Source organism: Parasphingorhabdus sp., from assembly GCF_048267785.1.
Lineage (GTDB): Bacteria > Pseudomonadota > Alphaproteobacteria > Sphingomonadales > Sphingomonadaceae > Parasphingorhabdus.
The window spans coordinates 42,065-67,673 of record NZ_JBLWWU010000010.1 but is presented as its reverse complement, the minus strand read 5'-3'; the positions used below and the strand labels follow the sequence as shown (position 1 = coordinate 67,673).

At 55.1% G+C, this 25,609-nt stretch carries 23 protein-coding genes; 4 read left to right on the top strand and 19 right to left on the bottom strand.

The window, feature by feature from the left end:
* Positions 1-6: 6 nt before the first annotated feature.
* The 13 genes from rpmE to ACN0VD_RS09810 all read right to left on the bottom strand — a co-directional run bounded on the left by rpmE (position 7) and on the right by ACN0VD_RS09810 (position 12,223).
* Positions 7-237 (bottom strand): 50S ribosomal protein L31, encoded by a 231-nt coding sequence (gene rpmE, locus ACN0VD_RS09870; RefSeq protein WP_417593777.1) that lies wholly within the window; start codon positions 235-237, stop codon positions 7-9.
* A gap of 110 nt (positions 238-347) precedes the next feature.
* Entirely contained in the window at positions 348-809 is a 462-nt protein-coding gene (fabZ, locus tag ACN0VD_RS09865) for a 3-hydroxyacyl-ACP dehydratase FabZ (protein WP_417593776.1), read from the bottom strand.
* A gap of 10 nt (positions 810-819) precedes the next feature.
* Positions 820-1,509, bottom strand: a complete 690-nt coding sequence (locus tag ACN0VD_RS09860) for an OmpH family outer membrane protein (protein ID WP_417593775.1) — start codon at positions 1,507-1,509, stop codon at positions 820-822.
* Complete coding sequence (gene bamA / locus ACN0VD_RS09855; protein ID WP_417593866.1) at positions 1,509-4,199, bottom strand: outer membrane protein assembly factor BamA; 2,691 nt, start codon at positions 4,197-4,199, stop codon at positions 1,509-1,511. Before bamA ends, ACN0VD_RS09860 begins: the two co-directional genes overlap by 1 nt.
* Before the next feature lie 141 nt (positions 4,200-4,340).
* Positions 4,341-5,465 carry an RIP metalloprotease RseP gene (gene rseP, locus ACN0VD_RS09850; RefSeq protein ID WP_417593774.1) on the bottom strand — a complete coding sequence of 375 codons (1,125 nt, stop codon included), beginning with the start codon at positions 5,463-5,465 and terminating at the stop codon, positions 4,341-4,343.
* Complete coding sequence (locus ACN0VD_RS09845) at positions 5,462-6,622, bottom strand: 1-deoxy-D-xylulose-5-phosphate reductoisomerase (RefSeq protein ID WP_417593773.1); 1,161 nt, start codon at positions 6,620-6,622, stop codon at positions 5,462-5,464. The genes rseP and ACN0VD_RS09845 overlap by 4 nt, the downstream gene beginning before the upstream one ends.
* Positions 6,619-7,422: a phosphatidate cytidylyltransferase gene (locus tag ACN0VD_RS09840; RefSeq protein WP_417593772.1), complete on the bottom strand. Its 804-nt coding sequence runs from the start codon at positions 7,420-7,422 to the stop codon at positions 6,619-6,621. The genes ACN0VD_RS09845 and ACN0VD_RS09840 overlap by 4 nt, the downstream gene beginning before the upstream one ends.
* A gap of 2 nt (positions 7,423-7,424) precedes the next feature.
* Positions 7,425-8,192 carry an isoprenyl transferase gene (locus ACN0VD_RS09835; RefSeq protein WP_417593771.1) on the bottom strand — a complete coding sequence of 256 codons (768 nt, stop codon included), beginning with the start codon at positions 8,190-8,192 and terminating at the stop codon, positions 7,425-7,427.
* Positions 8,189-8,746, bottom strand: coding sequence for a ribosome recycling factor (gene frr, locus ACN0VD_RS09830; RefSeq protein ID WP_417593770.1), 558 nt, complete (start codon positions 8,744-8,746; stop codon positions 8,189-8,191). Before frr ends, ACN0VD_RS09835 begins: the two co-directional genes overlap by 4 nt.
* A gap of 18 nt (positions 8,747-8,764) precedes the next feature.
* Positions 8,765-9,487 carry a UMP kinase gene (gene pyrH / locus ACN0VD_RS09825; RefSeq protein WP_417593769.1) on the bottom strand — a complete coding sequence of 241 codons (723 nt, stop codon included), beginning with the start codon at positions 9,485-9,487 and terminating at the stop codon, positions 8,765-8,767.
* A gap of 119 nt (positions 9,488-9,606) precedes the next feature.
* Positions 9,607-10,530 carry a translation elongation factor Ts gene (gene tsf, locus ACN0VD_RS09820; protein ID WP_417593768.1) on the bottom strand — a complete coding sequence of 308 codons (924 nt, stop codon included), beginning with the start codon at positions 10,528-10,530 and terminating at the stop codon, positions 9,607-9,609.
* 111 nt (positions 10,531-10,641) lie between these two features.
* Positions 10,642-11,607, bottom strand: coding sequence for a 30S ribosomal protein S2 (gene rpsB, locus ACN0VD_RS09815; protein WP_417593767.1), 966 nt, complete (start codon positions 11,605-11,607; stop codon positions 10,642-10,644).
* Positions 11,608-11,827: 220 nt separating this feature from the next.
* Positions 11,828-12,223 carry a MerR family transcriptional regulator gene (locus ACN0VD_RS09810; protein WP_417593766.1) on the bottom strand — a complete coding sequence of 132 codons (396 nt, stop codon included), beginning with the start codon at positions 12,221-12,223 and terminating at the stop codon, positions 11,828-11,830.
* Positions 12,224-12,291: 68 nt separating this feature from the next.
* Between ACN0VD_RS09810 and ACN0VD_RS09805 the strand changes: the two genes are divergently transcribed.
* Together ACN0VD_RS09805 and ACN0VD_RS09800 are read left to right on the top strand one after the other, a co-directional pair.
* The gene (locus ACN0VD_RS09805) at positions 12,292-12,909 is read left to right on the top strand and encodes a cation transporter (RefSeq protein WP_417593765.1); all 618 of its coding nucleotides are present in this window, start codon (positions 12,292-12,294) and stop codon (positions 12,907-12,909) included.
* Between the two features lie 61 nt (positions 12,910-12,970).
* A complete protein-coding gene (locus tag ACN0VD_RS09800; protein WP_417593764.1) occupies positions 12,971-13,306 on the top strand; it encodes a hypothetical protein in 336 nt (111 codons plus the stop codon).
* Here the strand turns inward: ACN0VD_RS09800 and ACN0VD_RS09795 are convergent.
* On the bottom strand, positions 13,254-14,048 hold the full coding sequence (locus ACN0VD_RS09795; RefSeq protein ID WP_417593763.1) for a CDP-alcohol phosphatidyltransferase family protein: 795 nt from the start codon (positions 14,046-14,048) through the stop codon (positions 13,254-13,256). The two genes, ACN0VD_RS09800 and ACN0VD_RS09795, sit on opposite strands and share 53 nt — an antisense overlap.
* Positions 14,049-14,085: 37 nt before the next feature.
* Entirely contained in the window at positions 14,086-14,820 is a 735-nt protein-coding gene (locus ACN0VD_RS09790; RefSeq protein WP_417593762.1) for a phosphatidylserine decarboxylase, read from the bottom strand.
* A 180-nt stretch (positions 14,821-15,000) separates the two neighbouring features.
* Between ACN0VD_RS09790 and ACN0VD_RS09785 the strand changes: the two genes are divergently transcribed.
* Entirely contained in the window at positions 15,001-16,221 is a 1,221-nt protein-coding gene (locus ACN0VD_RS09785; RefSeq protein WP_417593761.1) for an NADP-dependent isocitrate dehydrogenase, read from the top strand.
* Between the two features lie 247 nt (positions 16,222-16,468).
* Positions 16,469-18,295, top strand: coding sequence for a cation:proton antiporter (locus ACN0VD_RS09780; RefSeq protein ID WP_417593760.1), 1,827 nt, complete (start codon positions 16,469-16,471; stop codon positions 18,293-18,295).
* Here the strand turns inward: ACN0VD_RS09780 and alaS are convergent.
* The 4 genes from alaS to ACN0VD_RS09760 all read right to left on the bottom strand — a co-directional run bounded on the left by alaS (position 18,273) and on the right by ACN0VD_RS09760 (position 25,557).
* On the bottom strand, positions 18,273-20,921 hold the full coding sequence (gene alaS / locus ACN0VD_RS09775) for an alanine--tRNA ligase (protein ID WP_417593759.1): 2,649 nt from the start codon (positions 20,919-20,921) through the stop codon (positions 18,273-18,275). The genes ACN0VD_RS09780 and alaS overlap by 23 nt on opposite strands.
* 133 nt (positions 20,922-21,054) lie before the next feature.
* Positions 21,055-21,681 (bottom strand): glutathione S-transferase family protein, encoded by a 627-nt coding sequence (locus tag ACN0VD_RS09770; protein WP_417593758.1) that lies wholly within the window; start codon positions 21,679-21,681, stop codon positions 21,055-21,057.
* A 285-nt stretch (positions 21,682-21,966) separates the two neighbouring features.
* The gene (recA, locus tag ACN0VD_RS09765; protein ID WP_417593757.1) at positions 21,967-23,055 is read right to left on the bottom strand and encodes a recombinase RecA; all 1,089 of its coding nucleotides are present in this window, start codon (positions 23,053-23,055) and stop codon (positions 21,967-21,969) included.
* A gap of 147 nt (positions 23,056-23,202) precedes the next feature.
* On the bottom strand, positions 23,203-25,557 hold the full coding sequence (locus tag ACN0VD_RS09760) for a response regulator (protein ID WP_417593864.1): 2,355 nt from the start codon (positions 25,555-25,557) through the stop codon (positions 23,203-23,205).
* Positions 25,558-25,609 lie beyond the last annotated feature (52 nt).

Below are 25,609 nucleotides of genomic sequence, written 5' to 3'. Positions count from 1 at the left end.
TAACGATCAGCTCTTTTTAAGCGACAGTCCACCGAAACGCTTGTTGAAGCGAGCCACCTGGCCACCCTGATCGAGAAGGCGCTGATTGCCGCCGGTCCATGCTGGGTGCGATGAAGGATCAATGTCGAGCTGCAACGTATCACCCTCTTTGCCCCATGTGGAGCGGGTTTCAAACGTTGTACCATCGGTCATCTGGACCTTGATCATGTGGTAATCGGGATGCGTATCTGGTTTCATTTTCGGCTCCTAAACAGGCTGGTTACCGACCAGACCCAAAGCGAATAAATTTAACGGAAGCGGCGCATTAACCGCCGAATGGGAAAAGGGCAAGATTCTTTTGCAAAAGCTTATGCAGAAGGTGGGTCGGCGATCATCGCGGTGAAGGTCGCTTCGGCCGCGAGCTTGTCGCCGATCATCGCCTGCCCGGAAAATTTGCACACACGCGCGCGTTTTTGTGCAAATTTCACGTTCAGCGACAGCAAGCAACCCGGTTCCACGGGTTGACGGAATTTCGCGCCGTCAATTGCCATGAATAAAACCAGTTTGCCCGATCCAACCAAATCGAAACTCTCCATCGCCAAAACACCGGCAGCTTGCGCCAGCGCTTCGACAATCAAGACACCAGGCATGATCGGGCGTCCAGGGAAATGACCCTGAAAAAATCCTTCATTCATGGTGACGGCCTTGATCGCCCGGATCGATTCATCCTTCACGAGTTCTTCCACCCGATCAACCAACAGCATGGGATAGCGGTGCGGCAGCACCGCCATCACCTTGGTTACATCATAGTTCAGCGATTCGGTCGTCATCAATGGTCAACTAACGGCTGGCTGGCTGAGCGGCCGCCGGGGTTTGCTGCTGTTGCGCGGCCTGGTTACGGGCACTGGCTACCAGCAATTGCTGCAGCTGCTGGTGAAGAGCAACCGTGTTGCGCTGTGGCTGCCAATCCGCTGGCGGGGTCGTGCTGACCGACGGAACCCTTGTATCCAGCACCGCTGTGATAGCGTTGGTCACGTCTACCTGTGGCGGCGCATAAAGAAATGCATCCTGGCTCAGAATAACACCGATTTTCTTGTCCGAAACAACCTGCTGCTGGGCATTGGAATATTCGTTAAAAATATTCTCAACCGCATACATTTGCGCCTTGATCGCCGGCGTTTGCAGTTTCTGAATTGCTGTTTCTTCGGTTTCGATACTCTTCAAAACCGGGTTATTCGCCTTGACCGCCGCGTCCAGCTCTTCCTGGGTCAGTTGCTTGTTATTGTCTGTATCCAGCTGCGCCCGCAAGCCGTTGAGCGTTCTATTATGCGCGTCAATCTGGTCAAAAGAGGCCTTATACTGAGTCCCAATTTGCGAATATGCAGCCGAGAATGCCTTGGTCTTGGCGATGGCAATCATCGGATCAGCTGTGGCAATGCCGGAAACCTGTGCTGTCGCAGCCGAACTAAAAGCCAGAGGCAGGGTCGAAATTGCAAAGATCGTCAATGCTTTGTTTAATAAACGTGTCATCAGAATTGTGTTCCTACGTTAAATGTGAATAATTTGGTGTCATCACCAGGCTCTTTTAACAGCGCTTTGGCTATATCGATCCGGAACGGACCGAATGGTGAATTCCAGTTCACGCCAAAGCCTACAGATAGCCGAGGGCTCATTGTATCACCAAAGAAACGCTCCGTGAAGCTGGTCGCAATCGGATTGGCTATGCCGCTGCTGTTGACGGCATCCACGACTTGTACAGCTTGTCCTGTATCGTCGAGGCTCAAATATAGCGGCCCGGTAGCGGTAACGATAGCGCCGGTACTATCAGTAATTGCGGCGCCAGAAGCATCACGCGTCGCGACTGTTCCCGACGCTTGCGTTTGCAAGTCCGTCAAGAGTAACGGTTGAACTACGTTGAAAACGGCACCCACATCAACAAAAATGGAAGGTCTCAAACCCAGTTCGCGAGCACCGGAACCAAGTGGAATTTCCAGCTCTGCGCGCCCCAGATAATAAGCGCGCCCGCCGATAGCATCGTCTGTCTGCGTACCGTTGGTTACTTCCACAATCTCGTTGATCGGATTGCCGTTGGCATCGAGCCCGGGAATGGTCGAAGAACGCACGACACGGGGACCGACACCGCGAATATCAAAACCGCGGATTTGCGGTTCACCGAGGAAGAAGCGGTCGGTCAGGCGAACATCATCAATCCCGTCGGCCGCGCTGCCGCGATCTTCCAAGGGATGGATATATCCACCCTCACCACTAACCGTGAAAATAAAGTCGCCAAAGACACGCCAGTGCTTGGATGCATTCAGACGGCCACGGAGATATTTGACACTACCCCCCAATCCGGCAAAATCGAGACTACCGACGATTGATTGCCCCCGGGTTGGGCGGATGCGATTATCCCTGTCATCATAAATTAGCGATGCGCCGATCGAGGATGTTGTGCGCTTGCCCAGAGCATCGCACAAATAGCGTCCGGCAAGCAGCGGGTCACAAACATCGGCGGCGCTGTTACCGCGAATGCCGTCATCGTTGCTGTCCGTAAAGAACAGCGTTGGCTCCAGCGTCACATCATCCTGACTGAGGCCATAACGAAGCGATGCCGACAGATATTCGGTAATCGGCACACCGGCGCGGATCTGGAAACCCGTGGTCAGCTGTTCGAAAGTGGTTTGGCGATCGCTGTTGACGTAATTGAAGCTGTTCAAATCACGTCGGAACACATCCGCGCCCACGGCAATATTCCGGTCGAACAAATAGGGCTCCGTAAAGCCAAGTTCAATCGACTGCGAATAGCTGGAATAGCTGACGCTGGCACGCAACTCCTGTCCTTTACCGCGAAAATTTCGTTGTCTGACGGAGGCCTGAAGAATAAAATTCTCGACGCTGGAAAAACCTGCCGAAAGCTGCAACTCGCCGGTCGCCCTTTCTTCAACATTGGCTTCCAGAATGATCCGATCAGGAGCACTGCCCTGCTTTTGTTCGATTTCCAGATCTTCCTGGAAAAAACCTAGTGATTTTATGCGGTTGGCGGAACGTTTGACCATGAAGCTGTTAAAGGCATCACCCTCATTCAAACGGAATTCCCGACGCACCACCTTGTCCTGCGTCAGTGTATTGCCGTTAATGTCGATCCGCTCGACATACACACGATCACTTTCCGCCACCTGGAACAGGATATCCATGGTTAGCGTTTCTTTGTTCCGCGTAAATTGCGGACGGACGTCAGCAAAGGCATAACCGAACAATCCGGCGGTTTCCGACAGGCGCTCGACCGTATCTTCAACCTGCTTGGCGTCATAATAATCCCCAGTCTTCATCGGCAGCTGAGGGGTCAGGAATTCAGGTGTAAAATCGCGAATATCGCTTTCCACCGTCACGTCACCGAACTTGTAACGATCACCTTCTTCAACCACATAGGTGATGATGAAGTCCTTCTTGTCCGGTGTCAGTTCAGCCACCGCTGAAATGACCCGAAAATCGGCATAGCCTTCCGTCAGATAGAACTGGCGGAGTTTCTGCTGGTCAAATGCCAGCCGGTCCGGATCATAAGTGTCGCTCGAACTGAAGAAACGATAGAAGCGTGATTGCTTGGTAACCATTTCACCGCGCAACTTGCCGTCAGAAAATACTTCATTACCGATGATGTTGATCTGCTGGACCTTGGATTTTGGCCCTTCATTGATCTCGAAAACGATGTCGACGCGATTTTGGTCCAGTTGAACCATCTTGGGTTCAACATTGGCCGCAAAACGACCTTTGCGTTTATAGAGCTCGACGATGCGGGCGACATCGGCCCGGACCTTCGAACGCGTGAATATCTGTCGTGGGGCCAGCCGGATCTCAGGATAGATTTTATCTTCCTTGATCCGCTTGTTGCCCTCAAGCAAAATCCGGTTGATCACCGGATTTTCGACCACCTCGATAATGACAGCACCGTCATTGTTCCGGATACTGACATCTTTGAACAATTCTGTTTCAAAAAGATCCTTCAAGGCCTGATCGGCTGCTTCCTGCGTATAGGGCTGACCGACGCGCAATTGCATATAGGACAAGACCGTGGTCGGCTCCAGCCGCTGGGCGCCGTTAACCACGATGGAACTTATGGTTTGATCGGCAGACACTGCCGGCGTGGCTGGTGCGGCTGAAGCCGCTTCTTGTGTTTGCGCCTGAAGAGGAAGAGCTGTGCCACCCAAAATGGTACCGCACATTAACAAGGGTAGAAGCCGCTTTTTATGATCCACAGACAAACTCGCTTTCACACCATAAACCAAAAAATAAAATGAAACCGGCGCCGACGCACCGACTTCGCGAACCCCCTGCCCCAATGCAGCGAATCAATCAATGGTCAATCAGCCAGTGACAGATCGGAACAGACCAAAAGACGTCAAATCGTTGAATGTCACCACCAACATGAACACCATGACCAAGGCGAGCCCGGAACGGAACGCCCATTCCTGGACTTTTGGGCTAGCCGGTTTTCTCCGAACCGCTTCAATTGCATAGAACATCAGATGCCCTCCATCGAGCATCGGGATTGGCAGCAGGTTGATGAACCCCAAGTTAATTGAGATTAACGCCACAAAGAGAATGAAAGCTTCCAGCCCCAATTTGAACTGTTCGCCCGAGACCTGAGCAATTTTAAGCGGGCCACCGAGATCCTTTATTGAACGTTTGCCGGTGATGACCTGCCCAAGCGTTGTCGTGATCTGATCCACTATACCGATCGTTTTCTCAACCGCTATAACAGGAGCTTCTATCGGACTGACTTCCCGCCATTCCACTTCGCTGGAGGCCATTCCCAACAAACCAAGGCGATATTCGTTTCCGAAACGGTCCTTCATTATGTTGACGCCAATCGTGCCCTGCTTTGCAATAGGCTGGCCGTCCCGCTCGTATATAATTTCTACTTTTTGATCGGGGATCAATATTATTTTCTGTTGAAGATCTTCAAACAGCTCGATTTTTTCGCCGTCGACAGAAACCACCCGGTCGCCGGGCTTCATCCCAATCGCGGCGGCTGTCGAATTTTCCGAAATAGCGCTCGCAACCGGCAAGGTTGAGCTGGTTCCGTAAGCGATCACAAAACCGGTGATGATCAATATGGCAAAAAGGAAATTGATCGCTGGCCCGGCAAATACGATCGCCGCGCGCTTCCAGAGGGATTTGGACTGGAAGGTCTGATTGCGTTCGGCTGCCGGCAGATTGAGCCATTCTTTGCTCTTCATGCCCGAGGGATCCATGTCCCCGGCAAACTGGACATAACCTCCCAGCGGCAACATGCAGACTTTCCAACGGGTCCCGCGCTTGTCCGTCCATCCGGCAATCTCTTTGCCAAAGCCGATTGAAAAGGTTTCCGCCTTCACGCCGCACCAGCGGCCGACAAGATAATGACCCATCTCGTGCACGAATACGAGCACACCAATAACAATCAGAAATGCTAGCAAATATATCAAAATACCGGGATTATCCGTCAAACTTTCAATTCCTCGACCAGTTGCTCGGTCCGAACGCGGGATTCTTTGTCTATCGCAAAAATATCCGCCAATGCGGTCGGCGCCGGTGGGCTATAACTATCTAAGAGCCGTGTTACAATCTCCGTGATGTCCAGAAACTGAACCGCGTGGTTGAGAAAGGCAGCAACGGCTACTTCATTGGCGGCATTGAGCATCGCCGGTTTGGCGCCGCCTGCCATGATCGCCTCCCTCGCAATTCTGGTCGCCGGAAAACGGCTTTCATCGGGTCGTTCGAAGTCGAGCCTGCCGATTTCCGCCAAATCGAGAGGCTCGGAATTGGTGATCATCCGGTCCGGCCAGGCCAAAGCGCTGGCAATCGGTATCCGCATATCCGGAGAACCGAGCTGCGCCAACGTCGAGCGATCATGATATTCAACCATCGAATGAATGACCGACTGGGGATGCACCAGTATCTCGATATTCGCGAGACCGACCGGAAACAGATAATGGGCTTCGATCAGTTCCAGCCCTTTGTTCATCATCGTTGCGCTATCGACCGAAATCTTGGCACCCATATCCCAATTGGGGTGGGCCACCGCCTGCTCCGGGGTCACACTCGCCATCTGCTCTCTTGTCCAGCCCCGGAACGGACCACCGCTGGCGGTCAGGGTAATCTTGTGGACCTGTTCAATTGTCCCGCCCTGCAGCGCCTGGAATATCGCATTATGTTCCGAATCAACCGGCAACAGGGTCGCACCCGCCTTTCCCGCCTCGGTGATCATCAGAGCGCCAGCAGAAACCAAAGCTTCCTTGTTGGCCAAAGCGACCGTTTTCCCACAACGCAAGGCTTCGAGCGTTGGCGGCAGTCCAGCGCAACCGACGATCGCCGCCATCGTCCAGTCTGCACCCAGAGCAGCGGCGGCTACCAGCGCGTCAGCACCGCTTGCGGCCTCAATCGACGTCCCCGCCAGTTGCTCCCTGAGCTCATCATAAGCGGAATCATCGGCGACGACCGCGACCCGTGCGGAAAACTCCTTGGCGAGCGCGGCAAGCTGGGAGGCGTTGCCGTTTGCGGTCAGCGCAATGATTTCATATTCATCCGGTTGCTGGCGAATAAGGTCCAGCGTCGACTGGCCAACCGATCCGGTTGCGCCAAAAATGGAGACCGATTTCGTCATGACAAGGCGCCCAGACTATCTGTCAGCATGATCATGGCGACGACCGGTGCCACCGGAATCAAACCATCGAGGCGATCCATCACACCACCATGGCCTGGGAAGATTGTACCACTATCCTTCGCCCCTGCTTTGCGCTTGAGCCAACTTTCGAAAAGGTCACCCATTTGCGCCAGCACCGCGAGGGGCATGCTGAGCAACACCAGATAGAAAGATAGTCCCCAATAGACATGGAGCACGAAGCTGACCACGGTCGTGAGGGCAACACCGCCAATCAGGCCAGCCCAGGTTTTATTGGGACTGATTTGCGGTGCCAGCTTTGGCCCGCCAATCGCGCGGCCGGAGAAATAGGCTCCGATATCGGTGGCCCATACCAGCGCCAGTGTCCAGAGCATGATCAAGATACCGTTCTCGATATCGCGCAAATAGAGGACCGCGAGAGCCGGAAGACCAGCGTAGAATACGCCCGCGGCGAGTTTCAGCGAACGGTCGAATACCGCAACAAACATCGCTGCGCCCATGATCAGGCCAAGCGCGAGAAATGAAGCACCGGCAGCCCAGGGGGACATGATCGCCAAAGGCACGGACAGTGCATACATCGCAAGCAGGCGATTGTTATCGCGTCGGGTCAGCAACGCCCACTCGCTCATTATGCCGAGCGCCATCAGCACGACCAGCAACCACATCAATATCCCGCCAAAATATCCCGCCAGCAAAGCCACCGCAATCAGAAGCACGCCCACAATGACGCGCTTTTGCAATTCACTGGCTTTGCCGGGCTTGGAGCCAGCGCGATCATCCATGTTCAGCGCCCACCGAACCGTCGTTCGCGGCATCCAAATGATTTCAGCGCCTTTTCCAGCTCTTCCTTGTCGAAATCCGGCCACAGCGTATCGGTAAAATAGAGTTCCGAATAGGCGGCTTGCCATAGCAGAAAATTGGACAGGCGCAATTCACCCGAGGTTCGGACCAGCAAATCGAGCGGCGGCAAATCGGCGGTATCCAGACCAGCGGAAATATCATCAATCCGAATCTCTTCGGGCTCCAGGTCGCCCCGTTTGACCGTCGCCGCAATATCCCGCACCGCCCGGAGCATTTCGTCCTGTGCCCCATAGTTAAGCGCAACAGCCAGCGTCATATTTTCATTATTGGCCGTTTTTTCAATCGCATCATCGATCATCGCGACGATATCGGCATCGAGCGCCCTGTAATTGCCGATAACCTTCAACCGAACACCATTTTCCACAAATTCGTTGATATCCGATTGTATATATTGCCGCAGTAATCCCATGAGATCACTGATTTCATCTTCTGGCCGGCTCCAGTTTTCCGATGAAAAGGCATAGAGCGTCATCGCCTCTATGCCCATCTCGCCGGCCACCCGCACGATATTACGGACCGCTTCGACACCCTTTTTGTGGCCAAGAGCCCGCGGCAGATGCTTGCGCTTTGCCCATCGTCCGTTACCATCCATGATGATCGCAATGTGACGGACACCACAAGTGGGGTCGGATTTCCCTGCCGCGCCTGACGCCGAATCTTCGGCACCATTCTTGAAACCTGCGAGCTTCACTGGGTCAGGATTTCCTGCTCTTTTGCGTCAGCAAGCTTGTCAGCCTCGGCGATCATTTCATCAGTCAGTTTCTGGACTTCGGTCTCGAGCCGCTTCTTGTCGTCCTCGCTGATTTCCTTTTTGTTCTCGTCGGCCTTCAGGTCATCCATGCCATCCCGACGAACATTGCGAATGGCGATGCGCGCTTTTTCAGCGAACTGGCCGGTCAGCTTCGCCAGGTCCTTGCGGCGCTCTTCGGTCAAATCCGGAATAGGAAGCCTGATATTGGAGCCATCGACCATCGGGTTGAGCCCCAGATTGGCCGATCGGATCGCCTTTTCCACCGGCTGAATATTGCTCTTGTCCCAGACCTGTACCGACAGCATGCGCGGCTCGGGTACAGATACGGTCGCAATCTGATTAAGCGGCATATTCGAACCATAGACCTCAACCGTGATCGTATCGAGAAGGGCGATATTGGCACGACCAGTGCGCAGGCCGCTCAAATCGTGTTTGAGCGCCTCCAGCGTGCTGTTCATCCGCCTTTCGAGATCGGCCTTGTTATATTTTGCCATTGCTGTTTCCTCTAAGCTTTATTCGGTTGTTCCGACCATGGTGGCAGTTCCACCGCCGCCCAATATGGTCGCCAGATTGCCCTGCTCGCGGATTGAGAAGACGACGATCGGTATCTTGTTCTCGCGGCAAAGCGCGACCGCACTGGCGTCCATAACCTTGAGATTATCGCTCAATACCTGATCGAAGCCCAGCTGTTCATAGCGCGTCGCGTCAGGATCGATTTTTGGATCGGCATTATAGACACCATCAACGCTGGTCCCCTTGAACAACGCCTCGCAGCCCATTTCGGCCGCGCGCAGTGCCGCCGCCGTGTCGGTTGTAAAATAGGGATTGCCTGTACCAGCCGCAAAAATAACGATGCGACCCTTTTCCAGATGGCGCACCGCCTTGCGGCGAATATAGGGTTCGCAAACGCTCGCCATCGGAATGGCAGACAGAACCCGCGTGTCACAGCCCATCTGCTCAAGCGCATTCTGGACGGCCAGAGCGTTCATCACCGTTGCCAGCATCCCCATATAATCGGCACTGGTACGTTCAAAACCCTTTGCAGCCGCAGCCAGACCGCGGAAAATATTGCCGCCACCAACGACCAGACAAAGTTCATAACCTGCCTCCTTGGCAGATTTCACTTCAGCCGCGATGCGGTTAACCGTTTCCGCGTCGATCCCGAATTCGCCAGAGCCCATCAGGGCCTCGCCAGAAAGCTTCAGCAAAATTCGTTTGAACGCCGGTCGTTTCATGCAAATCCTATCCTGCCGGAATCAATGTCCGGCCCCAAAAACAAATATGGCGCAGACCATAGATAGTCCGCGCCATGCTGCCAAGCGTTACCGCCTGAAATATTCAATCTGTTGCTCGATTAGCCAGCAACTGCGGCGGCGACTTCCGCTGCAAAATCATCTTCTTTCTTCTCGATGCCTTCACCAAGCTGGAAACGAACATATTCTGTCAGTTTGATTTCCGCGCCGGCTTCCTTGCCCGCCTGCTCGACAACTTTCGCAATCGGAGTTTTGTTGTCCATCACGAAAATCTGGCTGAGCAATGCATTTTCCTTGGCAAATTTTGCCATCGCGCCGTCGACCATCTTCTCGACGATATTTTCCGGTTTGCCGGACTCGGCGGCCTTTTCGGTCGCAATGGCACGTTCACGGGCCAGCATGTCCTGATCAAGATCTTCAGCGTTCAGAGCCAGCGGGAATGCAGCCGCGATGTGCATCGCAATCTGCTTGCCCAGCGGTTCCAGAACATCTGCACCAACCGTGCTTTCCAGCGCAACCAGTACGCCGATCTTGCCCATCGTCGGTGTGACCGCATTATGGACATAGGGAACAATCAGACCGTTTGATACGGCAACTGTTTTCATCCGGCGGATCGTCTGGTTTTCGCCAATAGTTGCAATATTGTTGGTCAGCACGTCTTGCACCGTTCCGCCCGAGGGATATTCGGCAGCAGCCAGCGCTTCGACATCATCTTCGTTCAGACCAAGCGCGACATCGGTTACCTTGGCAACAAAGTCCTGAAACTGGTCATTCTTGGCAACGAAATCGGTTTCGCTGTTGACTTCAACCGCAACGCCACGAGTTCCTTTGACCGAAACACCGACAAGGCCTTCAGCTGCAGTACGGCTTGATTTTTTCTGTGCGGCAGCAAGCCCCTTGGTCCGCAACAGATCGACAGCGGCTTCCACGTCGCCATTGGTTTCGTTCAGCGCCTTTTTGCAATCCATCATGCCGGCACCGGTGCGCTCGCGCAGTTCCTTCACTGCTGCTGCTGTAATAGCCATAATTTGTTCCTCAATTTCTTGATCGGGAAATGTGAAATTGGGGCGACAATAATGCCGCCCCGGTTATTTTCATTTGCAGTCAATATATGACCACAGAAAGACGCTTCAAGTTCAGGCCTTTTCGTCCGTCTTTGCGTCATCTTTCTTTTCGGCAGCCGGTTTCTTTGCAGCGACTTTTTTCGGAGCTGCTTTTTCTTCGGCTTTCGGCTCTTCTGCCGGTGTTTCGGCAACTGCCGCTTCAGCAGGTACCATTTCCGCCGCTATTTCAGCAATGTCGGCAACCGCTGCTTCTTCGCCGGAAGCCATTGCACTGGCATTGGCTTCGCTCGATACAATCTGCTCAACCGGTGGAGCAACCGCGGCCCCCAGGTCGGCACCAGCGGCAACCGAAGCGTCCTGACCGCCCTTGGTAGCCGCCGCCGCGACGGATTCGCAATAGAGGCGAATAGCCCGCGCCGCATCGTCATTGCCGGGAACCGGGAATGCGATGTTGCTGGGATCAACATTGGAATCGAGAATCGCTACAACCGGAATACCCAGAACATTGGCTTCCTTGATGGCAAGTTCTTCCTTGTTGGCGTCGATTACGAACATGACGTCAGGAATACCGCCCATGTCGCGGATACCACCAAGCGAGAGTTCCAGCTTGTTGTGCTCGCGCGTCATCTGCAGGACTTCTTTCTTGGTAAAGCCAGCGGTATCACCACCGAGTTGCTCTTCCAAAGTTTTCATCCGGCGGATCGAATTGGAAATGGTTTTCCAGTTGGTCAGCATACCACCGAGCCAGCGATGGTTTACGAAATGCTGGCCGCTGGCGCGTGCTGCTTCGGCGATCGGCTCTTGCGCCTGACGCTTGGTACCGACGAACAGGACCTTGCCGCCTGCCGATACCGCATTGGCGATAAAATCGAGAGCCCGTGCAAACAAGGGCACGCTCTGCGAAAGGTCAAGAATGTGGACGCTGTTGCGGGCGCCGAAGATATATGGTTTCATCTTCGGGTTCCAGCGGTGGGTCTGGTGGCCGAAATGCGCTCCGGCTTCAATCAATTGCTGTAGGGTGACGACAGGGGCCGCCATAATATTTCTCCTTATCCGGTTATGCCTCTGGAAAGCTGATAACCTCAAACGACCTGAAAGGCCGCCATTGGCACCGGTATGAGTGCTTTCCATGTGGAATGAGCGTGCCGTTAGGGCGAAGAGAAGAAAAATGCAACCACAAACTGATGCCCGGCAATATCAGGAGTGCGGCACTTCGGGACGGGCATCCCCCTTCCCTTCCTGACGCACTTGCAATCATCTAGCGACCGCGTCCTCCAAGAGCCTCGACAATCAGACACTCACCAATGCGCTCACCATCACAGTCGTTAACCAGCCGGGATAATTCCCCGCGCAACGCGGTCAAATCGGCGATCTTCTGATCGATTTCGACGATATGCTCGCGCGCCATGCCATCCACCTCGTCACAAGGCTGGTCACCGTCTGCCGCCAAATCTATCAGTGCACGAACCTGCACCATGCTAAAACCGAGGTTTCGCGCGCGCCGGATGAAGGTCAACAAAGCGAGGTCGCTGGCGGAATAGTCCCGGTAATTCCCATCCGTCCGGTCCGCAGCCGGAAGGATGCCCTCTCGCTCATAATAGCGTATTGTCTCTACCTTCGCACCCGTTGCCTTCGCCAGTTCACCAATACGCATCGCTTGACCCTTTAGTAGCTACAGGGTTCATATAAGTGAGCGACTCGAAATCACAAGAGGCAAGCCTTATGGCAAAATCCTGCTGCAATGTTCCGTCAGACACTGGCAATAACAATGATCCGCGCTGGCGGCGGGTACTGTGGTTCGCCCTGATCGCCAATGCGTTGATGTTCGGGGTAGAGATTGTTGCAGGCATGTCCGCTGATTCCCGTGCCCTACAGGCCGATGCACTGGACTTTTTTGGCGATTCGGCAAATTACGCCGTCAGTCTGTTTGTTGCCGGAATGGCCCTCACCTGGCGAGCACGTGCGGCACTGGCCAAGAGCGCGACGATGCTCGCCTTCGGACTATGGGTGATCGGCAGCGCAATTTACGGATTTTACGCCGGCGCCTCTCCCGAGCCGCAAACGATGGGTCTGGTCGGAACGCTGGCACTGATCGTCAATATCATCGTCGCGCTGTTGCTAATGGGTTTTCGCGATGGGGATGCAAATATGCGTTCGGCGTGGATCTGTTCGCGCAACGACGCCGTCGGCAATATTGCCGTTCTTGCGGCCGCACTGGGTGTGCTCGGCACAGGGCGGGCATGGCCCGATCTCCTGGTCGCCGCAATCATGGCAACCCTTGCCATCTGGGGCAGCATCGACGTGTTCATGCAAGCGCGTCGCGAATTGGTACAAGCATAAGCAGCCGGTTCAACCGAAGCCGCGCAGTGCGATCCCGAGGCACGCAGGGCACCGTCTTCCGATGCTTATCATCGGCATGTTTCACATAACACTTGACAAGGAGAACATAAATAGAACAATAAGCGTCTATTGGAAGAACAAACGGGATGATCACATGCTCAGTATCGCTATTTCCACTTTTTTCGCTCTTGCCCTTTTCGGTGCTGCAATGGTCATCGCGATGATGTTTTCTCAATATCGTGACAGGATTGTAAACGTCATCCAAAACGGGATGGAAGCCAGACAGGCCGAAGCGATACGGCAGACGACGAGCTATCGCCGCCGGACAGTCAAATCGTCCCAGCCTATGACTCAGAATCGTGCGGTGAAACCTGCTCCGTTGCGCGTTGCCGCCTGACTTTGGCGTAGCTTCTGATGCTGAAGGGTATCAATATCAGATAGCCGATACTGATGGCGGCCAGCATGATCCACGGGGAATTGATCAGGGCAACGCCAACCAACGCGACCACGGCTATGCCTTCCAGCCTGATATTTTTCCGCAAACGCAGCGATGACCAGCTGAACGTCGCCGTATTGGAGATCATCAGAAAGGCAATCAGGACAATCCAGGGTGCTACCAGCGCATAGTGACGGAAAATTTCCTGACCGGTGATCATCCACAAATATAGGGGCAACATCGCCAGTCCGGCTCCCACCGGGGCGGGAATACCGGTCAGAAACCCGGCCGATTTATGAGGCTGGTCCTCGTCATCAATCAAGGCATTGAAGCGCGCCAGCCGGAGCGCGCAGCCGACCGCCATGGTGAGCGCCAGCACCCAGCCAAATTGCGGCATATATTGGGTAGACCAGAGAAACATCACCAGCGCTGGAGAGACACCGAAAGCGATCACGTCTGAAAGCGAGTCCAGTTCCGCGCCAAACCGGCTCTGCGCATTCAGCAGACGGGCAATCCGTCCATCCAGACCATCCAATATGCCGGCCAGAACAATCGCTCCGGCGGCCAGCACCCAATTGTCCATATAAGCGAAACGCACACCGCTCAAACCTACACAAAGGGCCAGCGCCGTCACCGCATTCGGGACAAAAGCCCTCAGCGATATCCCTCTCTCGGGTCTCTTCAGGGAGCCATTATTCGCCATCAGAGCGAAACCAGCCTGCTAACGACCGCCCTCATGATCATTGGCCAACGCCTTCAATCTCTTTCATCTGCCCGATGACCGCTATAACGGTCTCACCGGCGATGGTTCGCTGTCCCAGCACGACATTGGGTTCAGTACCCTTGGGCAAATAGACGTCAACACGGCTACCAAATCGGATCAAACCGATTCGCTGTCCGGCGGCGACAAAATCGCCTTCCTTGACGAACGCCATGATCCGCCGCGCCACAAGACCGGCGATTTGCGTAAAACCAACCTTCAGACCGTCGTTGCGTTCGACCAGAAAATGTTGCCGCTCATTTTCTTCGCTCGCCTTATCAAGGTCCGCGTTGAGGAATTTTCCGGAGATATAGGCCTGACGCTTCACCGTTCCCTCGATCGGTGTCCGGTTGATGTGAACGTCGAATACGCTCATGAAAATAGAAACACGGATCATCTCTTCATTAGCGAGCCCGCCTTCGCCCTGCAATTCCACGGGCGGCTTCACCGGCATGATCAGGTTCACCAGACCATCTGCCGGTGCGATAATATATTTTTCGTCGAGCGGCGTAACCCGCTTGGGATCACGGAAAAAGGCCAAAACCCACACGGTAATAGCCGCCATTGGCCAAGCCAGTGTTTCCCATGCCATGATGGCAAAAAACGCAGTGATGACACCAGCGATGACCGCAAATTTACGGCCTTCGGGATGAATCGGAGGAAAAGCCCATTTGGCTTCTCCCAGCCCTTTGTTTGAATATTTCTCAATTGCCATGGATGTTACTTAGAGACGGCCCATTGTTCTGACAACACTCCCGTTGATGAATCGACAATTCCTTGTCGGGGTTTTGGGTACCCGTCCGCAACTCAAGGTTGAACAAATGACAATCTTTGCTAAGAGGCTCGCAACATCATTCCTCCCTTTGGTTCCCGTATCAGGAAAGACTCAAGAAATATGTCGAAAATCAAGGTCAAAAACCCTGTCGTCGAAATTGACGGCGACGAAATGACACGCATCATCTGGCAATGGATTCGTGAACGACTGATTGAACCCTATCTCGACATTGACTTGCATTATTATGATCTCTCGATCCAGGTGCGCGATGAAACCAATGACAAGATCACTGTCGATGCAGCCAATGCGATCAAAAAACATGGCGTTGGTGTAAAATGCGCGACGATCACCCCGGACGAAGCCCGGGTGGAAGAATTTGGCCTGAAGCGGATGTGGAAATCACCGAATGGCACCATCCGGAACATTCTGGGCGGCGTTGTCTTCCGTGAGCCGATTGTTATCGACAATGTACCCCGTCTTGTACCGGGCTGGACCGATCCCATTGTGGTCGGTCGTCATGCCTTTGGCGATCAATATCGTTGCACGGACTTCAAGGTTCCGGGACCCGGCAAGTTGCGGCTGGTCTTCGATGGGGATGATGGCACGAAAATCGACGAGGAAGTATTCCAGTTCCCGTCCCCCGGTATCGCCATGGCCATGTATAATCTCGACGATTCTATCCGCGATTTTGCGCGCGCTTCGATGAACTATGGCCTGAACCGCGAATGGCCGGTCTATCTGTCGACCAAGAATACGATCATGAAAGCCTATGATGGCCGCTTCAAGGATCTGTTTGAGGAAGTGTTTCAGGACGAATTCAAGGACAAGTTTGACAAGGCGGGCATCACCTATGAACACCGCCTGATCGATGACATGGTTGCTTCGGCTCTGAAATGGAGCGGCAAGTTCGTCTGGGCCTGCAAAAATTACGATGGCGATGTTCAATCGGATACAGTTGCACAGGGCTTTGGCTCGCTCGGCCTTATGACCTCGGTATTGATGACACCGAGCGGCGATTGTGTCGAAGCGGAAGCGGCGCATGGTACGGTTACCCGCCATTATCGCCAGCATCAGCAAGGCAAGGCAACATCCACCAATCCGATTGCCTCGATCTTCGCGTGGACACGTGGCCTGATCTATCGTGGCAAGTTTGACGATACGCCTGATGTGACGCGCTTCGCCGAAACACTGGAGCGGGTGTGCATCCAGACGGTCGAAAATGGCAATATGACCAAGGATCTCGCGATCCTTATCGGGCCGGATCAATCCTGGATGACGACCGAACAGTTTTTTGAAGCGATCCGGTCCAATCTGGAAACGGAAATGGCAAACTGGAAATAGTCATAACGGAATGATGGGAGATTCGGGCGATTGAATATCCTCTCGCCCGCCCCCCTGTCCGTTTACCCAATCCGATAATCCGGCCGGGAATGCGCCGCAATATTGGCCTCCGGCTTAAACGCTTGACGATTGCGATCGACCGCATCGCCGGTGAATTCATGCGCACAGCACCGCCGACGGCGATCATTTCTGATCTAGCTCATGTAACCTGCTGACAAATAGCATTGTTCGCGTATAGAGTCGCTCCATGCACAGTCCGCTCGGAAATCCCGCCGTCATTGACGCCATCGTGATCCTTGGCGCGGCAGGGATCATCATTCCTGCCTTTGCCCGGTTCCGTATCACCCCGATCATCGGCTTCATTCTCGTCGGAATATTGCTGGGACCGTCGGGACTTGGCTCGCTTCAGGGTCAATATGGATGGCTGCAATTTGTTACGATCAATGACCGCGAAGCCATCGAACCGTTCGCCGAAATGGGCATCATCCTGCTGCTCTTCTCAATCGGACTGGAATTGTCGTTCAAACGCCTCTGGTCCTTACGGCGCCTCGTCTTTCGCGTTGGTGCAGCGGAATTGTTGGTGTCAGGGCTGATCATTGCCTCGGTTTTATATCTTCTCGGACAAAATCCGGCCGGTGCCCTGGGTCTCGGACTGGCTCTGGCGCTGTCCTCGACCGCTCTGGTTCTGCCGATGTCCGGCACGAAAAGTCCGGTCGGACGCGCGGCACTGGCCATGCTATTGTTCGAAGATGTTGCGATTGTCCCGATCATTTTCCTGCTCGGGGCGATTTCCCCGACGCTAACCGCCGATGGCGGCTGGGGTGACCTGTGGCGGACGCTGCTGCTTGGTGGCGCCGTCATTTTCGGTATGTTGGTGCTCGGACGCCTCATGCTGCCGCGGATTTTTGCACAGGCGGCGCGAACCAAGAGCCCGGAACTGTTTCTTGCGGTCAGCTTGCTGGTCATCATCCTGGCCAGCCTGGCGACGGCGGCAACCGGCCTGTCACCGATCGTAGGCGCCCTGCTCGCCGGTCTCCTGATCGCCGAAACCGAATATCACGGCGAAGTCGAGGTGATCACCCAACCGTTCAAAGGCCTTGCTCTGGGTGTATTTCTGATCACCGTTGGCATGCAGGTCGATATTCGCGTTGTCCTTGAGAATTGGGCAAGCCTGATCACCGCGGTTGTCGGCGTGGTTGTGGTGAAGGCGGCCGTTACCGGCGGCCTGCTTCGCTTTGCCGGGGCCCGTCCGGGGACGGCCACCGAAGCCGGCGTCCTGATGTCGAGTCCCTCTGAAACCACGCTGATCGTACTGGCCGCAGCCTTGCAGGCCCAGCTGATCCAGCCACAAACCGCCGCATTCTGGCAAATCGTCACCGCAATTGGCCTGACCATCACGCCATTGCTGGCCCGTTTCGGCCATGACATCGCCCGGCGAATGGAAATGCGCAGCGGTGGATCGGCACTGGATCAACAACCCGTTGAACCCCAGCAAACGATCATCATCGGCTTGGGCCGGGTCGGGAAGCTGATCGCCGATCTTCTGACGACCCATGATCAAAAATATCTGGCGGTGGAAACCGATATCGACACAGTCGCGAAAGCTCGCCGCGAGGGCTATTCGGTGATTTTCGGCAATGTATCACGCAACGAAATGCTCGACCGGTTGCGACTGGGGCATGCCAAGGCACTGGTGCTGACGATGGATGAGCCGGTCTTGTCGGTACAGATCGTCAAGAAGGTCCGCGCCTGGGTGCCGGACCTCCCGATCATTGCAAGGGCGCGTGATATCGAACATGCCGCCGAGCTCTATCAGGCTGGCGCGACCAATGCGGTGCCGGAAGCGCTGGAAGGATCCCTGCAATTGTCAGAAGCAGTGCTCGTCGAAAATGGCGTTGCCATGGGTCCGGTCATCGCATCGATCCACGAACTGCGCGATATTTACCGCAAGCAAATTCGGGAAAAGGGCGATCTTGAGGAGGAACCCAAGCTCAAATCCATGTCCACTTCAACAGCACAGGCGACGGCTACCGATTTGCTGCCGGATGACCTCAGCCCGCAAGAACAGCCTTGATAGCGACAATCGCGTCATCGGCTTTGGCGCCATCGGGTCCACCGCCCTGCGCCATGTCCGGGCGACCGCCGCCGCCCTTGCCACCGACAGCAGCAACCCCCGCCTGAACCAGATCGACGGCGTTAAATCGGTCGGTCAGGTCGTCGGTAACGCCGACTGCAACGGTTGCCCGGCCATCATTGACCGCAACCAGCGCACAGATACCACTGGACAGCCCTTTCTTCGCCTGATCCACCAGACCACGCAATTCCTTGGGGTTCAGGCCCTGGATAACCTGGCCGCTAAAGGCCACGTCACCAACGGTTTCCGGTGCTGCTGATTGTGATCCGCCACCTTCTCCTGCCAAAGCCAATGCCTTTTTCGCTTCAGCCAATTCACGATCCAGCTTCTTGCGTTCTTCCACCAATGTCGCGACTCGATCCGCCGCTTCTTCGGGTGAAGCCTTGAGTGTTGCGGCGATAGATTTGAGTTTGGCATCGCGATCAACAAGCCATAGTCGCGCCGCTTCCCCGGTCAGCGCTTCGATCCGCCTGACTCCGCTGGAGACCGCAGATTCGGAAATGATCACCATCAGTCCAATATCACCCAGTGCACGGACATGGGTGCCGCCGCATAGCTCGACCGAATAATCGAGATCCGCTTCGCGGCCCATCGACAATACGCGGACTTCGTCACCATATTTTTCGCCAAACAGTGCCAGCGCTCCGGCTTCCACCGCGTCATCCGGACTCATCAGGCGTGTTGTCACCGGACTGTTGCCGCGAATCTGCGCGTTCACATCGGCCTCAACAGCCTGTATTTCAGCCTCGGTCAAAGCGGACAAATGCGAGAAATCGAACCGCAGACGATCGGGGGCGACCAGACTGCCCTTTTGTGTGACATGGTCGCCGAGATGATGGCGAAGCGCCTTGTGCAGCAAGTGAGTCGCGCTGTGATTGGCACGAAGTGCTGTGCGCCGGTCTTTATCTACCTGCAGATGCACCATATCCCCGACCGACACCGAGCCCGACTGGATTTCAATCTGGTGGGCGTGAAGCCGTCCCAGCGGCTTTCTTGTATCGGTCACAGTGGCCGCAAAACCATCCGCATCGGAAATCTGGCCAGCGTCGCCCATCTGGCCACCGCTTTCGCCATAGAAAGGTGTCTGGTTGGTCAGCAGCGTGAGCGTATCGCCGGAAGCAGCCGTTTCGATTTCGACGCCGTCCTTGACCAGTGCAACGACGACGCCCTCACCTTCTTCGGACGTATAGCCGGTAAACTCGGTGCTGCCTTCGCGCTCGGCAATATCGAACCAGACCGAATCCGAGGCCTGATCGCCGGAACCTTTCCATGCCGCACGGGCAGCGGCTTTCTGTTCCGCCATCGCCTTGTCAAAACCTTCCCGGTCAACACCAAGCGACTGGGCGCGCAAGGCATCTTCGGTCAGGTCGTAAGGGAAACCATATGTATCATAGAGTTTGAATGCGGTCTCACCGGGCAATATGTCGCCCTCGCCCATGCCCTCGATTTCTGCATCAAGCAATTTCAGACCATTGGCCAGCGTCTGCCGGAAATTGGTTTCCTCACGCAGCAGGGTTTCCTCGATCAGCGGCTGGGCCCGGATCAACTCCGGAAAGGCATTGCCCATCTCACCGGTCAGCGAGCCAACCATCCGGTGCATCAGCGGATCCTTCGCGCCGAGCAGATGGGCATGGCGCATCGCCCGCCGCATGATCCGGCGCAGCACATAGCCGCGTCCTTCGTTGGATGGCAGAACACCGTCGGCGACCAGAAACGATGACGCGCGCAGATGGTCGGCAATCACCCGGTGGCTCGCCTGATTATCACCGGTTGTCGCGGTCCCGGTCAGCGACCCGGACTCGGCGATCAGCGCCTTGAACAGGTCGATGTCATAATTGTCGTGCACGCCCTGCATGACAGCGGCGACCCGTTCGAGTCCCATGCCGGTATCGATCGACGGTTTGGGCAGATCGACACGATCGCCTTCGCCGCGCTGGTCATATTGCATGAACACCAGGTTCCAGATTTCGACAAAGCGATCGCCGTCTTCATCGGGACTGCCCGGAGGGCCTCCCGCGATATGCTCGCCATGATCGTAGAATATCTCGCTGCACGGCCCGCAAGGTCCGGTATCGCCCATCGACCAGAAATTGTCATTGGTCGCGATACGGATGATCCGCTCGTCGGGCAGTCCGGCAATTTTCTTCCACAGGTCAAAGGCTTCGTCATCGGTGTGATAAACGGTCACCGTCAACCGGTCGGGCGAGATGCCCCAGACCTTTGTGACCAGCGCCCACGCGTGGACAATCGCCTGCTCCTTGAAATAATCGCCGAAGGAAAAATTGCCGAGCATTTCGAAGAAAGTATGATGACGCGCGGTATAACCGACATTGTCGAGATCATTGTGCTTCCCTCCTGCCCGAACACATTTCTGGCTGGAAGTCGCGGTTGAATAGGGACTCTTCTCCGCGCCGGTAAAGATATTCTTGAACGGCACCATCCCCGCATTGATGAACATCAGCGTCGGATCATTATAGGGAATGAGCGGCGAAGACGGAATGATCTCGTGACCTTCAGCGGCGAAATAGTCCAGAAAAGACCGTCTTATATCATTGGTGGTTTGCATGAATTCGACTTAGGCGAGCGATCTCCCGTTGACAATCCCGAGAATGGATCAAAACTTGGTCCCGCCAGCATGTAACGCAAGCTGCCTCACGATAATCGCTCGATTGGTAGCCGGTGGGATAGCCAGAAGGCTGTCAGGCATAGGCATAAGGTCCGCCTTTTTCGAGCGCCGTCTGATATTGCGGTCGGGCGTGAATGCGCTTCAGCCATGCCAGCAGATTGGGATAGCGTTCGTCCAGCCCGGCCCGCGACTGGCAGGCTTCGAGCGGGAAGCTCATCATGATGTCGGCAGCGGTAAGCTGATTACCGGCAAAATAATCGCGATCCGCGAGCTCGGTTTCGAGCCAGACGAGCAAATCAGTGACCATCTGGCCAACCGGCTTGCGTGCCGGCAGACCGAGCAGACCGAGGCGACCGACCACCAGCAATCCATAGAGTGGCGGCATCATCGATCCTTCTGCAAAGTGGAGATATTGCTTATAGAGGCGAGCATCTCTGGCATCATCCGGCGCGCCAAGCCTGCCATCAGCCTTGGCGACGAGATATTCGGCGATCACAGCGGTCTCGATAATAATATCCCCGTCATCCTCGATCATCGGCGATTTGCCGAGCGGGTGTATGGCTTTCAGACTGTCGGGCGCTTTCTGTGTTTTGGAATCCCGTTCATAGCGTTTAATTTCGTATGGGAGGCCCAGTTCCTCGAGCAGCCAGATAATACGCTGGGAACGGCTGTTTTCTAGATGATGAACAATGATCGTCATATCGATTTCCAAACTGGTTGAGCCTTGCTGCCTGACCAAGGCATCCCACAATTGTGAAATTTGTCAAATGTTTAGAAGACCGCGAAAAAATGGGCCGTCCTGCAGTCGGGGGACAAAAGGACGGCCCTATGCCAGGGATCGCCTCGGGGGAGAGTGATCCGGCAAAACTTGTAATATTTTCATATATTCGCCGCATCGCCCGACGGGTCGCCAGAGGCGATGTTCAAACGAAAGGGACAATCATCAAAGCGGCGGCTTCAGTCACCACCTTGATGATCCATTCCCCTATTTTTCGTCATCACCGTCATCGGCTTTGCCAATCGGGCCCGTCATCATTTCCTCGGCCACTTCTTCCTGCTTGCCGCGAATCTGATTTTCCAGCTTGGCCATCATTTCGGGATTTTCCAGAAGAAAGCGTTTCGAATTCTCACGCCCCTGCCCGATCCGCACCGAGTCATAGGAGAACCAGGCGCCCGATTTTTCAACAACGCCGGCCTTCACGCCGAGATCGATAATCTCGCCAACCTTGGAAATGCCCTGACCGTACATGATGTCAAACTCGACCTGCTTGAACGGCGGTGCGACCTTGTTCTTGACCACTTTGACGCGAGTGCTGTTGCCGACAATATCATCGCGTTCCTTGATCTGGCCGGTCCGCCGGATGTCGAGCCGGACCGATGCATAGAATTTCAGCGCATTACCACCCGAAGTGGTTTCCGGATTGCCGTACATCACACCGATTTTCATACGGATCTGGTTGATGAAGATCACCATGCACTTCGAACGGGAGATCGAACCGGTCAGCTTGCGCAAAGCCTGGCTCATCAGGCGCGCTTGCAGACCGACATGAGTATCACCCATCTCGCCCTCGATTTCAGCACGCGGCACCAGAGCGGCAACAGAATCGACCACCAATATGTCGATCGCATTGGAGCGGACCAATGTGTCGGTAATTTCCAGCGCCTGCTCACCGGTATCCGGCTGAGAGATGATGAGTTCATCGGTATTGACGCCCAGTGCCTTGGCATAGACAGGATCGAGCGCATGTTCCGCGTCGACAAAGGCAGCGGTGCCACCATTTTTCTGTGCTTCGGCGATAACGTGCAGCGCAAGCGTGGTCTTGCCCGAGCTTTCCGGTCCATAGACTTCGATCACGCGTCCCTTTGGTAATCCCCCGATTCCCAACGCGATATCCAGCCCCAGGCTACCGGTCGAGATAGCCTCTACTTCCAATGCCTTGCGCTGACCCAGTTTCATGGCCGAGCCTTTGCCAAAGGCACGATCGATCTGCGCCAATGCGGCGTCCAACGCTTTTTGTCTGTCTGATGAGTTCAACTGATTATCCGATTCTACGACTTTTAAATTGCCGGCCATTTGCCTGTCCCCTTCGCTAAATGCTTAACCACCATCAATCAATGATTGTGATGATGTACCGCATTTGTTCTCATAGAACAAGAGGGGAACGAAAATATTTTATACTTGGGTTACTTATCTGAAAATAAATTGAATTTCTGCCAGATTCTAATTTGATTTGGCATGTTCGGCCAATGTCGCTCCGACCGCTTCCGCTATTTGCGCGACAGAAAACGGTTTGGGAAGGAAATTGACCTTGTCTAGATTGATCGACTTGCGCAATTGCTCTTCAGCATAGCCGGACATGAACAATATCGGCAATTCCGGATAATGTTTGCGCACATGTTTGGCCATGGTCGGACCATCCATATTGGGCATCACGACATCGGACACGATCATGTCGAACTGCTGTTCGCCGTCCGCCTGAGCGGCGAGCAATCCCAAAGCTTCCTCGCCTTCACCGGCGGTCACCACCGTATAGCCTTGCCGGGTTAGCGCTCGCTCCGCGACCGCCCGCACCATATCCTCGTCCTCGACCAACAGGATATGGGCGCTTCCCCACAATTCCTTTCGTGCCGTCGCCTTCACCGGCGGTGACCCCAATGTCGCGCGCGCAGCATCTTCTGCGGTGGGATGATGCACCGGAAAATAGATCGAGAAGGTCGTACCCTCGCCGACTTTGGAATCGGCAAAAATATAACCGCCGGACTGTTTGATGATCCCGTAGACCGTGGAAAGCCCCAGACCAGTGCCCTTGCCGACTTCCTTGGTGGTGAAAAACGGTTCAAAAATCTTGCCGATAATATGCGGCGGAATACCTTTGCCCGAGTCGGAAAATATCAACGCCGTATAGTCACCAATCGGCAGAATCTCGCTTTTCAGCGCGCGGACATCAGCGGCGACCACCGCCTGGGTCGAAATCGAGATCTTGCCACCATTGGGCATGGCGTCACGGGCGTTGACGCCCAGATTGATGATCACTTGTTCAAGCTGTCCGGGGTCCGCGCGAACCAGTCCGAGATTGCGACCATGGCGCACTTCCAGCTCAATGGTTTCATCAAGCAATCGCTTGAGCAGGTTCGAGACATCCGCCACCACGTCCGGCAACTGGAGCACTTGCGGCCGCAGGGTCTGTTGCCGCGAGAAGGCAAGCAACTGCCGGGTCAGACCGGCAGCACGATTGCTGTTATTCTTGACCTGCTGAATGTCGTCATAGTCGCTGTCACCCGGCGCATGACGCAGCAACATCAGGTCGCAATGACCGATGATGGCGGTGAGAATATTGTTAAAATCATGGGCAACGCCCCCGGCCAGCTGGCCAACCGCCTGCATTTTGGTCGCCTGGGCCACCTGGCTCTTCAATTTCGATTCTTCCCTATTGTCGCGGATCGACAATAATACCGCGGCTTCCCCCAGTCCGCGAACGCCGGCAATCCCCAGCGCGACCGACTCTTCACCGCCGTTGCGCAGACGCACCGCCAGATCACCCGCCAGTGGCGGACCGCTGGCGTGGCGGCGCACAGCATCGGCGACCGCCGACTTGTCATCCCGGATCACCAGGTCACCGGGATAGAGAGGCTGTTCATTTTCCCCGATGCCTGCCGTCTTGGCAAAGGCTTCGTTGAAGAAGAGAAAACGACCGTCACGATCGGTCAGCGCGAGGCCCAGAGGAAGCAGCGATAGCATCGATTCCACCTGTTCCAGCGCCTTGCCGCGCTCGACCATTCCGCCATCGTCGTCAATCAGCAGGATCAGCGCAGGGGCTTTTTCCTTTTCCCGGTCCAGCGGGATGTGGAAAAGGCGGACCGGCGTGCCATGACGGCCTTCGCGTTCGAAAAAGATCGTGCCCTTGTCATCGGACCGCAGGAAATTGATAAAATTGCGACCCGATATATTGGCGTCAACCCGGCCGGTTGCACGCAACGCAAAAGCCTGATTTGAAGCCCGGATCCGTCCTTCGCCGCCAATCACGCTGGCCAATATACCCGCTTCGGAAAAGGCGCGACCGCCGCCACCGCTAATCAGACGAACCATGTCATCCAATATGTCAGCCTGAATTTGCGGTATCATCTGCCACAGCAGATATTCGTCGCCCTGTCCCGCGCGGACGACTTTTGCGCTATATTCGGCGACACCGCGTTTCAGGCCTTCGGCATAGCCGCGTCCATCCCGCCAGGCGGTCCGGCCCGCCGTCGCAAGCAGTTCATTACCCCCTGCCTGCAACGGCAATTCAGGAGGGACCGCCGGGCCGTTAAACCATTTGGTAAAAAGTTCATTCGCGCAGACAAGGCGTCCCGCGCGATCGGTAATCGCCAGACCGATGTCCGCCTGGTCCGCGACCATCCGTGTGACCGCCCAGTCCCCGGGATCTGACTGGTCCTGATCGAAATCGTCCGCTTGCGGACGCAGGAAAAAGGCGACACCCGCCATGCTGATCACCAGAGCGAGAAAAGCGGTGATCAAGGCAATATTCTGCACTTGCCAGTAGAGCAGACCGGCAGATGCAAACACCGCCATAACCATCAATGCGCCCCTGACCTGCACACTGATTTGCGCCTTGCGGGGACTGGAATTC